The sequence below is a fragment of the Microbacterium sp. dk485 genome, from assembly GCF_004570445.1.
Classification (GTDB): Bacteria; Actinomycetota; Actinomycetes; order Actinomycetales; family Microbacteriaceae; genus Microbacterium; species Microbacterium wangchenii.
This window is the reverse complement of sequence record NZ_SPQW01000001.1, coordinates 369,099-383,199: the sequence shown is the minus strand read 5'-3', so window position 1 is coordinate 383,199 and position 14,101 is coordinate 369,099. Positions and strand designations below refer to the sequence as shown.

The 14,101-nt window shown below is 69.8% G+C and carries 12 protein-coding genes; 5 read left to right on the top strand and 7 right to left on the bottom strand.

Translation table 11 applies throughout. From position 1 onward, the window contains the following. Positions 1–41: 41 nt before the first annotated feature. The 7 genes from trpS to sdhC form a co-directional block, all read right to left on the bottom strand. Positions 42–1,046: a tryptophan--tRNA ligase gene (trpS, locus tag E4V99_RS01810; protein WP_135064137.1), complete on the bottom strand. Its 1,005-nt coding sequence runs from the start codon at positions 1,044–1,046 to the stop codon at positions 42–44. A 497-nt stretch (positions 1,047–1,543) separates the two neighbouring features. Then, complete coding sequence (locus E4V99_RS01800; protein WP_135116248.1) at positions 1,544–2,392, bottom strand: exodeoxyribonuclease III; 849 nt, start codon at positions 2,390–2,392, stop codon at positions 1,544–1,546. 123 nt (positions 2,393–2,515) lie between these two features. Then, complete coding sequence (locus tag E4V99_RS01795; protein ID WP_135064142.1) at positions 2,516–3,691, bottom strand: YihY/virulence factor BrkB family protein; 1,176 nt, start codon at positions 3,689–3,691, stop codon at positions 2,516–2,518. 151 nt (positions 3,692–3,842) lie between these two features. Then, positions 3,843–4,634 carry a succinate dehydrogenase iron-sulfur subunit gene (locus E4V99_RS01790; RefSeq protein WP_135064145.1) on the bottom strand — a complete coding sequence of 264 codons (792 nt, stop codon included), beginning with the start codon at positions 4,632–4,634 and terminating at the stop codon, positions 3,843–3,845. Position 4,635: 1 nt separating this feature from the next. Next, positions 4,636–6,444: a succinate dehydrogenase flavoprotein subunit gene (gene sdhA / locus E4V99_RS01785; RefSeq protein ID WP_187270394.1), complete on the bottom strand. Its 1,809-nt coding sequence runs from the start codon at positions 6,442–6,444 to the stop codon at positions 4,636–4,638. Between the two features lie 32 nt (positions 6,445–6,476). Continuing rightward, positions 6,477–6,923, bottom strand: coding sequence for a succinate dehydrogenase hydrophobic membrane anchor subunit (locus E4V99_RS01780; protein ID WP_135064148.1), 447 nt, complete (start codon positions 6,921–6,923; stop codon positions 6,477–6,479). Further along, positions 6,923–7,357, bottom strand: coding sequence for a succinate dehydrogenase, cytochrome b556 subunit (gene sdhC, locus E4V99_RS01775; protein WP_135064151.1), 435 nt, complete (start codon positions 7,355–7,357; stop codon positions 6,923–6,925). Before sdhC ends, E4V99_RS01780 begins: the two co-directional genes overlap by 1 nt. A 237-nt stretch (positions 7,358–7,594) precedes the next feature. Between sdhC and E4V99_RS01770 the strand changes: the two genes are divergently transcribed. The 5 genes from E4V99_RS01770 (at position 7,595) to E4V99_RS01750 (ending at position 14,101) form a co-directional block, all read left to right on the top strand. Further along, a complete protein-coding gene (locus E4V99_RS01770; RefSeq protein ID WP_135116246.1) occupies positions 7,595–8,713 on the top strand; it encodes a mannose-1-phosphate guanylyltransferase in 1,119 nt (372 codons plus the stop codon). 185 nt (positions 8,714–8,898) lie between these two features. Further along, positions 8,899–9,975, top strand: a complete 1,077-nt coding sequence (locus E4V99_RS01765) for a BMP family ABC transporter substrate-binding protein (RefSeq protein WP_167747737.1) — start codon at positions 8,899–8,901, stop codon at positions 9,973–9,975. Positions 9,976–10,065: 90 nt separating this feature from the next. Next, a complete protein-coding gene (locus E4V99_RS01760; RefSeq protein WP_135064160.1) occupies positions 10,066–11,562 on the top strand; it encodes an ABC transporter ATP-binding protein in 1,497 nt (498 codons plus the stop codon). Continuing rightward, complete coding sequence (locus E4V99_RS01755) at positions 11,559–12,821, top strand: ABC transporter permease (protein WP_135064163.1); 1,263 nt, start codon at positions 11,559–11,561, stop codon at positions 12,819–12,821. The genes E4V99_RS01760 and E4V99_RS01755 overlap by 4 nt, the downstream gene beginning before the upstream one ends. Continuing rightward, positions 12,818–14,101, top strand: a complete 1,284-nt coding sequence (locus tag E4V99_RS01750) for an ABC transporter permease (protein ID WP_135116244.1) — start codon at positions 12,818–12,820, stop codon at positions 14,099–14,101. The genes E4V99_RS01755 and E4V99_RS01750 overlap by 4 nt, the downstream gene beginning before the upstream one ends.

Below are 14,101 nucleotides of genomic sequence, written 5' to 3'. Positions count from 1 at the left end.
GGGCCGCCGCTGAGGGACGCGCGCTCACACGCGGACGCGGATCACACGCGGCGGAGCAGTCCGATGCGGTCGTAGACGTCGGCGAGGGTCCGGTCGGCGACGGCGGCGGCACGCTCGGCGTTCGCGGCGAGCACCCGGTCCAGTTCGGCGGGATCGTCGAGCATCGCGAGGGCGCGGTCGCGCACGGGGGTGAACTCGTCCACCACGACCTGTGCGAGATCCTTCTTGAAGTCGCCGTAGCCGCGGCCGGCGTACTCGTCCTCCAGCGCGGCGATCTGTCGGCCGGTGAGCGCGGCGTAGATGACGAGCAGGTTCGACACCCCGGGCTTGGCCTCGCGGTCGAAACGCACGCTGCCTTCGCTGTCGGTCACGGCGCGCATGATCTTCTTCGCCGTCACAGACGGGTCATCCAGCAGCCCGAGGACTCCCGCATCCGATTCGGCGGACTTCGACATCTTGGCCGAGGGGTTCTGCAGGTCGTAGATGCGTGCGGTGTCGCGCTGGATCACCGGCGTCGGCACGGTGAAGGCCTCGCCGTAGCGGGAGTTGAACCGTTCGGCCAGGTCGCGGGTCAGCTCGATGTGCTGCTTCTGGTCGTCGCCGACGGGAACCACGTCGGTCTGGTACAACAGGATGTCGGCGGCCATGAGAACCGGGTAGGTGAACAGCCCCACGTTGGTCGCATCGGCGCCGTACCGCGTCGATTTGTCCTTGAACTGCGTCATCCGCCCGGCCTCGCCGAAGCCGGTGAGGGTGGAGAGGATCCACGCGAGTTCGGTGTGAGCGGGGACGTGCGACTGCACGTACAGCGTCGAACGCGACGGCTCGATCCCGGCGGCGATGTACTGCGCCGCGGTGCGTCGCGTCTTCTCCCGGAGCTCGCCCGGGGCGTTCGGCTGCGTCAGCGCGTGCAGATCGACGACGGAGAAGAACGCGTCGTAGGAGTCCTGCAGGTCCCGCCACTGCATGAGCGCGCCGATGTAGTTGCCGATGTGGAGCGAGTCGGCGGATGGCTGCATGCCGGAGTAGAGGCGGGGCTTGGTCACCCGCCGATTCTAGTCGCGGCAGGTGTCGCCCTCGGTACGTCCGCCCCGCCCCGCTCCCGCCCTCCCGCTCCCGCCCGCCCGCCCGCTCCCGCCCGCCCGCCCGCTCCCGCGCGCCCGCCCGCTCGCCCGGGATGGCCGCGCCCGCCCGCCCGCGCGCCCGAGATGGCCACGTCCCAGGCGCACCGGGGATGCCCGCTCCCCGACTGACCCTCCCCGGTGCCTGCGCCCCGTACAGCAGTCACAGTCGCCCGAACTCCTCAAGAACGGCGGGGAGGGCGGCCGAAAGCCGCCGAACCGGCGGCGAAAACGGCGAGATTGAGGAGTTCGGGCGGCGGCGGCCGGGGTAGCGGGTGGATCAACGGCCACCGGAGCGCGGGCGGATCAGCGGCGGGCGGATCAGCGGCCACCGGAGCGCGGGCGGATCAGCGGACCGGGCGGATCAGCGGACCGCGCGGCGCGCCGGGTCGGGATGGGTCAGCGACCGCGGCGGCGGAGGGTCAGTGGCCGAGGGTGTAGTCGGCGATGACGGGGGCGTGGTCGCTCCACCGGGTGTCCCACGAGGCAGCGCGCACCACGCGGTAGTCCACCACGCGCTCAGCCAGGGCGGGGGTCGCGAGGTGATAGTCGATGCGCCAGCCGGTGTCGTTGTCGAACGCGCGGCCCCGCATCGACCACCACGTGTACGGGCCGTCGACGTCGCCGGCGAAGCGACGGCCGACGTCCACCCAGCCCAGGCCCGTCCCGGTCGTGCCGTCGGCGCCGGTCACATCGGCCCCGGCGTCTCCGAGGAAGCGGTCGAAGTAGGCGCGTTCCCGCGGGAGGAAGCCGGCCTTCTTGACGTTTCCCTTCCAATTGCGGATGTCGAAGGTCTGATGGCCGACGTTGAGGTCGCCCATGATCAGGGCCAGCGGATGCTCCGCCGCCAACTGCGGCATGCGCCGCTCCATCGCGTCCAGGAACGCCCACTTGGCGTCCTGCCGCGGCGTCTCGGCCTCACCGGTGGGCACGTAGGCGCTGACGACGGCGAGGCTCTCGCCGTCGATGTCGAAGTCGGCCTCGATCCACCGCCCCGCCGAATCGAGGGGCTCGGGCCCCAGGACCGTGCTCATCCGGGCGTGCGGGAGGCGGCTCGCGATGGCGACGCCCGCGCGCCCCTTGGCCAGCGCCTCGTCGTGGACGACCTCCCACCCGGGGAGGGCGGCCTGCAGCTCGGCCGTGGTGGCCCGCACCTCCTGGAGGGCGAGGATGTCGGCGCCGGCTTCGGCGAGCCATTCGTCCATGCCCTTGCGGGCGGCGGCGCGGATGCCGTTGACATTGATGGAGACGATGCGGACGCGACGAGGCACGACGACGAGCCTAGCCGCGCCCCCCGACACCGAGTCTCGACGCCGAGCGGATGGTACCGAGTGCCCGCGCCCGAGCAGCCCGCGGCCGACCGCTCCGCGGCCGAGCGCACACGGCGGCGCGGCTCAATCCCAGGGCAGGGCGGAGTCCGGCACGGCGGGGGCGTTGCGCTCGGCCTCCCGCAGTTCGGCCTCCGCCTGGGCCACGCGCCGTCGCGCCGCGCGCCGGGCGTACCACGGTGCGTCCGCGGCCGCACGCTCGGCCTCGCGCACCCGCACCCGGGCGGCGATCACGAGCGCCGCGCGCTCGGTGGCGCGGGCATCCGCCTCGCTCTCGATGCTCTCGAACCGGTCGGCCGCGGCCACCGCGATCCACGCGGCCGACACGAGGAGCACGATGCCGTTGAGGCGGAACCACAGGAGGAATCCGATGAAGACCGCGAACGTCGCCAGGAGGGGGTTGGCCGGGGTGTAGACGAGGAGGAGGCCCGCACCCAGCTGCAGCACGACGATGGCCGCGGCGCCCAGCAGCGCGCCCGGCCAGATGCGCTGCCAGCGCAGCGACGCCCCGGTGAGGAAGCGGAACAGCGACGCGAGGGCGAGGGTGTTGAGACCGAACGCCACCACCAGCGACACGGCGCGGGTGAGCACGGCCGACCATGCGCCGTAGTCGTCCCAGCCGACCAGCTGGAACAGGAGGTCCACCGCGCCGGTGGTGATCGAACCGAGGCCCGCGCCCAGCAGCAGAGCCAGACCGAACAGGGTGGCCGCCAGGAAGTCGCGCGCCTTGAGCAGCAGGTAGTTGCGGCGATCGAACGGCAGCCCGAACGTGTCGCGCACCGCGCGGCGCGTGTAGGTGACGAATCCGATCGCCGTCCAGACGACCACGACCGCCGCGACGGCGCCGGTGACCGTCAGGAGTCCGGTGCTGCCGGTGGCGACCGACCGCACCTGCTCGGGCTTGACCAGTCCGGAGTCGCTGATGAGGTCGGGGATGTAGCCGTTGATGATGTCGATCAGTGCCCGGATGGCATCGGAGCTGCCGCCCAGCCACGCCCCGACGGCCGCGAAGGCGAGGTAGATGACCCCGAAGATCGCGAACAGCGACTGATAGGAGATGCCCGCGGCCAGCAGGAAGCCGTTGTGCTGCAGGAAATGCCGCCACACCCGGATGGGGAACCACTCCAGCGTCCGCCGTGTGATCGCCGTGGCCCGTTCCAGCGGCTGGTCGAAACGCTGCCGCAGGGAGCCCGGGAGGGGCGCGGGGTCCGCGCCGGCGGATGCGGCGGACGAGTCGGTCACGCTGCCAGGATAGCGAGCGGCATCGGATGCGCCCGGGGTCCCGGTACGCCGCTGGGAACGCCGATGCCACACGCCGCAGGGACGCCGACGCCGCACGCCACCGGGAACGCCGACGCCGGCCGGGCGAGCCCGGCCGGCGTCCACGTGAAGGTCAGCGCTTGCCGCTGAGGACCGCCTGCTTCACCTCGGCGATCGCCTTGGTGACCTCGATGCCGCGGGGGCACGCCTCCGTGCAGTTGAAGGTCGTGCGGCAGCGCCACACGCCTTCCTTGTCGTTGAGGATGTCCAGGCGCACCTCGGCGGCGTCATCGCGCGAATCGAAGATGAAGCGGTGCGCGTTGACGATCGCGGCCGGGCCGAAGTACTGTCCGTCGGTCCAGAACACGGGGCACGACGAGGTGCACGCGGCGCACAGGATGCACTTGGTGGTGTCGTCGAACACCTCGCGGTCCACGATCGACTGGACGCGCTCCTTGCCCGGTTCGGGCTTGGAGCCCGCGATGAGGAAGGGCTGCACCTCGCGGTAGGAGGCGAAGAACGGCTCCATGTCGACGATGAGGTCCTTCTCCAGCGGCAGGCCCTTGATGGCCTCGACGTAGATCGGCTGCGAAATGTCGAGGTCTTTGATGAGGGTCTTGCACGCGAGGCGGTTGCGGCCGTTGATGCGCATGGCGTCCGAACCGCAGATGCCGTGCGCGCACGAGCGGCGGAACGACAGCGAGCCGTCGACCTCCCACTTGATCTTGTGCAGGGCGTCGAGCACGCGGTCGGTGGAGTACAGCTCCACGTCGTAGTCGACCCAGCGCGGCTCGCTGTCGACCTCCGGGTCGAAGCGGCGGATGTTGAAGGTCACCAGGAACGACTGGATGCCGGTGGGCTCGGGTGCCTGCTCGACGCTCTGCGGATCGTTGGCGACGTCGATGGTGGCGGTGGCGGTGGCCATCTCAGTACTTCCTCTCCATCGGCTGGTATCGCGTGATGACCACGGGTTTCCAGCCGAGTTCGATGTGGTCGGCGGGATGCGACGAGTGCGGGTCGCCCGTGAGGTAGGCCATCGTGTGCTTCATGTAGTTCTCGTCGTCGCGCTTGGGGTAGTCGTCGCGCATGTGGCCGCCGCGGCTCTCCTTGCGGTTCTGCGCGGCGTAGACGACCACCTCGGCGAGGTCGAGGAGGAAGCCGAGCTCCACAGCCTCGAGCAGATCGGTGTTGTAGCGCTTGCCCTTGTCATCGACGTGCACGTTGAGGTACCGCTCACGCAGGTCGGCGATGACATCGAGCACGTGGGCGAGCGACTCCTCGGTGCGGAACACCTGCGCGCCCTTGTCCATCTCGTCCTGCAGCGCCTTGCGCAGCACGGCGATCCGCTCGGTGCCGGGGTTGGCGCGCAGGCCCTCGATCATGCCGCGCACCTCCTTCGCCGGGTCCTCCGGCAGCGGCACGAAGTCGGCGGTCTGGACGTACTTCACGGCGTTGCGGCCGGCACGCTTGCCGAAGACGTTGATGTCCAGCAGCGAGTTGGTGCCCAGGCGGTTCGAGCCGTGCACCGACACGCACGCGCACTCGCCGGCGGCGTACAGGCCCGGCACGACGGTGGTGTTGTCGGCGAGCACCTCCGCCTCGACGTTGGTGGGGATGCCACCCATCGCGTAGTGCGCGGTCGGCATGACCGGAACGGGCTCGACGACGGGGTCAACGCCCAGGTACGTGCGGGCGAACTCGGTGATGTCGGGCAGCTTGGTCTCCAGCACCTCGGCGCCCAGGTGCGTGCAGTCCAGCAGCACGTAGTCGCGGTGGGGTCCTGCGCCGCGGCCCTCGGCCACCTCCTGCACCATGCAGCGGGCCACGATGTCACGCGGCGCGAGGTCCTTGATCGTGGGGGCGTAGCGCTCCATGAACCGCTCGCCGCTGGCGTTGCGGAGGATCGCGCCTTCGCCGCGGGCACCCTCGGTGAGGAGGATGCCGAGACCGGCGAGACCGGTCGGGTGGAACTGGAAGAACTCCATGTCCTCCAGCGGCAGGCCCTTGCGCCACACGATGCCGACGCCGTCACCGGTGAGGGTGTGGGCGTTGGAGGTGGTCTTGAAGATCTTGCCGAAGCCGCCGGTGGCGAAGATGACGGCCTTGGACTGGAAGACGTGCAGCTCGCCCGTAGCCAGGTCGTACGCGACGACGCCGGCGACCTGCGTGGCGCCGGCGGCGTCCTTCACCGTGATGAGGTCCAGGACGTAGAACTCGTTGAAGAAGTTGATGCCCAGCTTGACGCAGTTCTGGAACAGCGTCTGCAGGATCATGTGGCCGGTGCGGTCGGCGGCGTAGCACGCGCGGCGCACGGGGGTCTTGCCGTGGTCGGCGGTGTGCCCGCCGAAGCGGCGCTGGTCGATCTTGCCCTCGGGGGTGCGGTTGAACGGCAGACCCATGTTCTCCAGGTCGATGACCGCGTCGATGGCCTCCTTGGCGAGGATCTCCGCCGCATCCTGGTCGACGAGGTAGTCGCCGCCCTTGACGGTGTCGAACGTGTGCCACTCCCACGAGTCCTCTTCGACGTTGGCGAGGGCGGCGGCCATGCCGCCCTGTGCCGCGCCGGTGTGCGAGCGCGTCGGGTAGAGCTTGGAGATGACGGCCGTCTTCGCGCCGGGCCCGGCCTCGATCGCCGCGCGCATGCCGGCGCCGCCGGCGCCCACGATCACGATGTCGAACTGGTGGTAGTGCACGCCGTCGCGGACGACGGAATCGGCGGTGCTGGGGATGCTCACGGGTTGGATGCTCTCGTTCTTCAGTCGGAGGGTCAGGCGCCCTGGCACATGGCCCACAGGGAGCTGGACTCGGTGACGCCGATGCAGGGGTCGAAGGTGAAGACCACGAGCGTGCCGAGCAGGATCAGGAATCCGGACGACAGCCACAGCGCCCACACGAGCACGCGGCGGACGGTGGGGGAGGTGACGTAGTCGTTGACGATCGTGCGCATGCCGTTGGCGCCGTGGATGAGGGCCAGCCACAGCATCAGCACATCCCACCACTGCCAGAACGGCGAGGCGAACTTGCCGACGACGAAGGCGAAGTCGATCTGGTGGATGCCGTCACCGGTCATGAGGTTGACGAACAGGTGACCGAAGATGAGGACGATCAGCAGCACGCCGGAGGCGCGCATGTAGACCCAGCCCCACTTCTCCAGGTTCGAGCCCTTGTTGCGCGTGCGCGGTGCGGGGATGGTCGAGGCCAGCTGAGCGGTCATCAGTGCGCCCCTCCGAAGTCGGCGAACACGTTGATCAGGTGACGCGGCGTGAAGGCGAGCATCGTGACGAGCCACACGCCCAGCACGATCCACCACAGCTGGCGCTGGTGGCGGGTCGCCCAGCCCCAGAAGTCCACCAGGATGATGCGCAGGCCGTTGAACGCGTGGTACGCGATCGCCCCGACGAGGGCGACCTCGCCGATGCCCATGATCGGGTTCTTGTACGTTCCGATGACCGCGTCGTACGCCTCGGGGGAGACGCGGATGAGCGCCGTGTCCAGGATGTGCACGAGGAGGAAGAAGAAGATGGCGACGCCGGTGATGCGGTGCAGGACCCACGACCACATGCCTTCTCGGCCGCGGTACAGAGTGCCCCGCGGAACCTTCGAGGTGGTCTCGGCCACCGATAGCGTCACGCGCGCTGGTTCAGGCACGAGCGTCCTCCCTGATCGAACACGGCTTGGCGGGGGTGGTCCGTAGCCCCGCGGAGCGGGAAGCTCCTGCGACACACGGGCGCTCGATCATCCTACGACCGGGGGCATAATCACGGGGATTAGGCAGGCCTAACTATCTCGATGTCGAGATACCCGCGCACGACCCGCGGATGCTCCGTCACGGCGCCGTCACGTGGATGACACGGTGCGGCGAACCGGCACGGCTAGCCTGTTCGCATGCCTCAGCAGCCCATCGACGACTTCTACGCCGTGATTCCCGCCGGAGGGATCGGCAGCCGCCTGTGGCCGCTGTCGCGAGCCGAGGCCCCGAAGTTCCTGCACGACCTGACCGGGTCGGGCCAGACGCTCCTGCGCGACACGTGGAACCGCCTCGAGCCGCTGGCCGGCCCCGACCGGATCGCCGTGGTCACCGGGCGTGCCCACCGCGCCGCCGTGGAGCGCGAACTGCCCGGCATCCCCGACCACAACGTGTTCCTCGAATCCGAGCCGCGCGACTCGTCGGCGGCCATCGGGCTGGCCGCGGCGATCCTGCATCGCCGTGAGCCGGACGTGATCATCGGATCCTTCGCCGCAGACCACGTCATCCGCGGGACGCGCACTTTCGAGTTCGCCGTCCAGCAGGCCGTCGCCGTGGCCCGCGCGGGATACATCTGCACGATCGGCATCCAGCCCACCGAGCCCTCCGTCGGCTTCGGCTACATCCGCAAGGACGGTGAGCTGGACGTCGACGGAGCGCCCGAGGCGGCGCAGGTCGAGCGGTTCGTGGAGAAGCCCGACCTGGAGACCGCGCGCACCTACTACGCCGACCGTGCGTACCTGTGGAATGCCGGCATGTTCATCAGCCGCGCCGACGTGCTCCTGGCGGAGCTGGCCGCCAACGAGCCCGAGCTGCACGCGGGTCTCCTCGAGCTCGCCGAGGCCTGGGACGACCGCGAGCGCCGCGGTCCGGTGGTCGATCGGGTGTGGCCGGATCTGAAGAAGATCGCGATCGACTACGCCGTCGCCGAGCCGTCGGCCGAGAAAGGCCGCCTCGCGGTCATCCCCGGTCACTTCGACTGGGACGACGTGGGCGATTTCGCGAGCCTGGCCAAGCTCAACTCCCATGGCGGCAAGAACGAGCTGGCGATCCTGGGCAGCCACGCGCGGGTGCTCGCCGATGCCTCCAGCGGCATCGTGGTGTCGCAGACCGAACGCATCATCAGCCTCATCGGGGTGCAGGACATCGTCGTGGTCGACACCGCCGACGCGCTCCTGGTCACCACGAGCGAGCACGCGCAGCGGGTCAAGGGCGTCGTCGACGCGCTGAAGCTCACCGGCCGCGGTGACGTGCTCTGACGCCGTCGCGGACCCGTCGACCGGCCGAATGCGGCGGCCAGGTTTCGAAACGATCGCAAATCTGTAACTCTTCTGGCGCGCGCGCCTATCAGAGTGTGTGGTCGCGCGTCTCGCGACGTAACGTTCTGGGTATCCCGACCGGGGGCCTGATGTTTGCGCGCCCGGACATCTCAGAGAGGACTGCAGTGTCTGCATTCACCCCCAAGCGGACGGCCGCCGCGATGGCGTTCATCGGAGCCGCCGGCCTTCTGCTCTCGGCATGCGCGCCCGCGCCTGAGGAAGGCGACGCCGGCGCGGAAAGCACCGACTTCCTCGCCTGCGCCGTCTCCGACGAGGGCAGCTGGAACGACAAGAGCTTCAACGAAGCCGCCTACCAGGGCCTGCTCGACGCGGAGTCGGAGCTCGGCATCAAGATCGCCGACGCGGAGTCGGCCAGCAACGAGGACTTCACCCCGAACCTCACGCAGATGGTGGAAGCCGGCTGCGACGTGACCTTCGCGGTGGGCTTCAACTTCTCCATCAACGACGTCATCTTCGACGTCGCGGACGACAACCCCGAAGCGCGCTTCGTGTGGATCGACGGATGGAACCAGGGCCAGGAGAACCTCAAGCCCATCACCTACGCGATGCAGGAGTCCAGCTTCCTCGCCGGCTACCTCGCGGCGGCGTACTCCACCACGAAGACCATCGGCACCTACGGCGGTGACGACATCGAGTCGGTCACCTCGTTCATGACCGGGTACTACAACGGCGCGAAGTACTACGAGCAGGAGACCGGCACCCCGATCACCATCGTGGGCTGGGATCCGGCCACCGGCACCGGCGACTTCGTCGGCGACTTCTCCAACACCGGCGTCGCCAAGACCTTCTCCGAGGGTCAGCTCGCCGCCGGCGCGGACGTCCTCTTCCCCGTCGCGGGCACGCTGTTCACCGCCACGGCGGAGGCCATCCGTGAGGCCGGCACCGGCGTCATGCTGGGCGTGGACAAAGACATCGCCGTCACGCAGCCCGAGCTCGCCGACATCACCCTCACCTCGGTGGAGAAGCGCATGACCCAGCCCGTGCTGGACGTCATCACCGCCATCATCGAGAGCGACGAGTTCACCGCGGAGCCCTACGTCGGCACGCTGGAGAACGACGGCACCGCCCTGAGCGGCTTCGGCGACTTCGACAGCGAGATCCCGCAGGAGCTGAAGGACAAGCTCGACGAGCTCAAGCAGGCCATCATCGACGGGACGATCGACCCGCTCGCGGGCGCCTGACCCCTCGTCACACCCTGGCACACGCCGGGGCGGCAGAGTCCGCCTCGGCGTGTGCCGTTTCACGCCGGTTCCGGCAGGATGGGTCGCACCATGAAACTCGAGCTCCGCGGGATCACGAAGCGGTTCGGACCGCTCGTGGCCAACGACGCCGTCGACCTCACCGTCGAGTCAGGGCAGATCCACGCCCTGCTGGGGGAGAACGGCGCCGGCAAGTCGACCCTCATGAACGTGCTGTTCGGTCTCTATCAGCCCGATGAGGGCGAGATCCTCCTGGACGACGTCCCGCAGCACTTCTCCGGGCCCGGCCAGGCGATGGCCGCCGGCATCGGGATGGTGCATCAGCACTTCATGCTGATCCCCGTCTTCACCGTGGCAGAGAACGTGATCCTCGGCCATGAGCCCAGCCGCGGCGGGGTCCTGGACCTGCCGGCGGCACGGGCTCTCGTGCGGGAGATCTCCGACCGGTTCGGGTTCGACATCGACCCGGATGCGGTCGTCGGCGACCTGCCCGTCGGTGCTCAGCAGCGCGTGGAGATCATCAAGGCCCTCGCCCGTGATGCTCGCGTGCTCGTCCTGGACGAGCCCACCGCCGTCCTCACCCCGCAGGAGACCGACGAGCTGATGGCGACGATGCGCCGCCTCGCCGACGGCGGCACCTCCATCGTCTTCATCACCCACAAGCTCCGCGAAGTGCGCGCCGTCGCCGACACGATCACCGTCATCCGGCTCGGCCGGGTGGTGGGCGAAGCCGCCCCCACCGCCACCAACGACGAGCTCGCCGCCCTCATGGTCGGGCGCGCCGTCGAGCTCACCGTGCACAAGGACCCGCCCCGGCTGGGCGCCGAGGCCCTCGTGGTGGAGAACCTCACCGTCTTCGGTCCGGCCGGCGAACGCCTGCTCGACGACGTGTCGTTCACGATCCGCGCCGGCGAGGTGCTGGCCGTGGCCGGCGTGCAGGGCAACGGCCAGACCGAGCTCACCGAGGCCCTCGTGGGCCTGCGCGACCGCGTGCAGGGCAGCATCCGCCTCGACGGTCAGGAGCTCTCCTCCGCGCACGTGCGTCACGTGCTGGACAGCGGTGTGGGATTCGTCCCGGAAGACCGCAAGGTCGACGGGCTCGTCGCCGAGTTCACGGTCGCCGAGAACCTCATGCTCGACCGCTCCTTCGCCGGCCCGTTCACGAAGGGCCCGGCCATCGACTTCGCCCACCGCGACCGGTTCGCCGACGAGGCGATCGCCGAATTCGACATCCGCACGCCGCACCGCGACGTCCTGGTCGGGCGCCTGTCCGGCGGCAACCAGCAGAAGGTGGTGCTGGCCCGCGAACTGGGGCGCGACCTCAAGCTCTTCGTGGCCTCCCAGCCCACGCGCGGGGTGGACGTGGGGTCCATCGAGTTCATCCACGAGCGCATCGTGCAGATCCGCGACTCGGGCATCCCCGTGCTGATCATCTCCACCGAGCTGGACGAGGTGGTCGCCCTCGCCGACCGGATCGCGGTCATGTACCGCGGCGCGATCATCGACATCGTCCCCGCCGACGCCCCGCGTGAGCGCCTCGGCCGCCTCATGGCAGGAGTGCACGAATGAGCCAGGCGCAGACGGACCCGGCGGCGACCGAGCAGCCCCCGCGCACCCGCCCCTCCCTGGGCGACGTGCTGCACGACATCGCCTCGGGCGGAATCGTCCGCACCGCGGCGGCGATCGTGCTCTCGCTGGTGGTCGCCTCGGTGCTGATCGTCGTCACCAACCAAGACGTCGGGCGCACGCTGCCGTACTTCTTCTCCCGCCCCACCGACTTCCTCCAGGCGGCCGGCCAGGCGATCGGCGACGCGTATGCGGCGCTGTTCCGCGGCTCGATCTACAACTACACGGCGTCCTCGGCGGAGTCGGCGATCCGTCCGCTGCTGGAATCGCTGCGCTTCGCCGGCCCGCTCATCGCGGCGGGGCTGGGTGTGGCGCTGACCTTCCGTGCGGGCCTGTTCAACATCGGCGGCCAGGGCCAGATGGTCATCGCCGCGATCTGGGCGGCGTGGGCGTCGTTCCAGCTGCACCTGCCCTACGGACTGCACCTCGTCGTGGCGATCCTCTTCGGGCTCGTCGGTGCCGCGATCTGGGCCGGCATCGCCGGGTTCCTCAAGGCGGCCACCGGTGCGCACGAGGTCATCGTGACGATCATGATGAACTACATCGCGGTGTCGCTGGCGACCTTCCTGATGCGCACGCCGGTGCTGCACGACATGGACTCCGGCAACAACCCCACCACCCGGCCGCCGGATCCCACCGCCGTCTTCCCGCGGATCTTCGCGGAGTTCGACCTGCGGTGGAGCTTCGTGCTGTGCATCGTGGCCGTGGGAGTGTTCTGGTGGCTCATGGAGCGCTCGTCGCTCGGCTTCCGGTTGCGGATGGTGGGGCTGAACCCCGATGCGGCCCGCACCGCCGGCGTCGACGTCAAGCGCATGTACATCGTCGCGATGGTGCTGTCGGGCATGTTCATCGGGGTGGCGGGGCTCAACCAGGCCCTCGGCCGCGACGGCAACTTCGGCCCGACCATCGACGCCGGCATCGGCTTCGACGCCATCACCGTGGCGCTGCTCGGCGGCTCGCGTGCCGGCGGCGTGCTGCTGGCCGGGCTCCTGTTCGGGATGCTGCGGGCCGCTGGCCCCACCATGCAGCTGGCCGACGTGGCCCCCGAGATCCTCGGCGTCATCCAGGGGCTCATCGTGCTGTTCATCGCCGCGCCGCCGCTCGTGCGGGCGATCTTCCGGTTCCTGCCGGTGCCCCGCGAGGTCACAGAGCTGAACACCGGCCGCAAACCGCAGCTCGAGGCGAAGGAGGCGGGACAGTGACCACGACCGCGCCCGTCGCCCCCGCCGCCGCGCCGCACACGGCCTCCCTCGCCCCGCGCGCGTGGCGAACGCCGATCCTCCTCGGCGCCCTCGCCCTCATCACACTGGTCTTCTTCGGCCTCCTCGGAACCGACGAGTCGGTGTCGTTCACGTGGTCCAGCCGCGGCGACGCCGTCCAGCTCGACCCCTTCGTCGCCTCCGCGCGCGTGATGGGGCTGGTGGCCGGCGTGCTGGCCGTGGCCGCGGCGGCGTTCGCGTTCTGGCTCGCGGCGCGCCGCCGCAAGGTGCCGGTGTGGGTGACCCTCATCGTGGGCCTGGCGTTCCTCGTCGCGCTCGTGTCGTGGGTGGGCGCGGGCGGCTCGGTGCCGGTGATCTTCCTCCTCACCGGCACGATCGCCCTGTCCACGCCGCTGGTGTTCGGGGCGATCGCCGGTGTCATCGGCGAACGCGTCGGCATCGTGAACATCGCGATCGAGGGCCAGCTGCTGGCGGGCGCGTGCACCGCGGCCATGGTGGCCTCGGCCACCGGCAACCAGATCCTGGCGCTGGTGGCGGCGATGGTCTCCGGCGCCCTCATCGCGATGGTGCTCGCCTGGTTCGCCATCAGCTACCTCGTCGACCAGGTGGTCGTCGGCGTCGTGCTCATCGGCCTGGTCACCGCGGTGACCAACTTCCTCTACTCGGCGGTGCTGTCACCCAACTCCGCCACGCTGAACGACCCCGGCACGCTGCCGCGCATCGCCATCCCGCTCCTGTCCGAGATCCCCGTTGTCGGACCGGTGCTGTTCGAGCAGCGCCTGACGACCTACATCATGTTCCTGCTGGTGCCGCTGGCGTGGTTCGTGCTCTTCCGCACCACGTGGGGCCTGCGCATCCGCGCCCTCGGGGAGCACCCCCTGGCGGCGGACACGGTCGGCATCAACGTCAACCGCTGGCGATTCTGGACGGTGACCGTGGCGGGCCTGGTCGCGGGCCTCGGCGGGGCCACCCTCACGATCGGCTCCGTGGGCGCCTTCGTCCGGGAGATGAGCGCAGGCCAGGGGTTCATCGCGCTGGCCGCCGTCATCCTCGGGCGGTGGAACCCGTGGGGCGCGGCGATCGCGGCGCTGCTGTTCGGGTTCGCGAGCAACTTCCGCATCTGGGCCGGTCAGGCCGGATCCCAGGTTCCCACCGACATCATCGAGATGGTGCCCTATGTGGTGACCATCGTGGCCGTGGCGATCGTGGCCGGCCGGGTCATCGGCCCCAGGGCCGCCGGCAAACCGTACATCAAGGAGTGA

Bases quoted from the DNA above. Each gene is read 5' to 3' on its own strand.
- E4V99_RS01790 (WP_135064145.1), bottom strand. From the start codon at position 4,634: ATGGCCACCGCCACCGCCACCATCGACGTCGCCAACGATCCGCAGAGC.
- E4V99_RS01780 (WP_135064148.1), bottom strand. From the start codon at position 6,923: ATGACCGCTCAGCTGGCCTCGACCATCCCCGCACCGCGCACGCGCAAC.
- E4V99_RS01770 (WP_135116246.1), top strand. From the start codon at position 7,595: ATGCCTCAGCAGCCCATCGACGACTTCTACGCCGTGATTCCCGCCGGA.
- E4V99_RS01760 (WP_135064160.1), top strand. From the start codon at position 10,066: ATGAAACTCGAGCTCCGCGGGATCACGAAGCGGTTCGGACCGCTCGTG.
- E4V99_RS01755 (WP_135064163.1), top strand. From the start codon at position 11,559: ATGAGCCAGGCGCAGACGGACCCGGCGGCGACCGAGCAGCCCCCGCGC.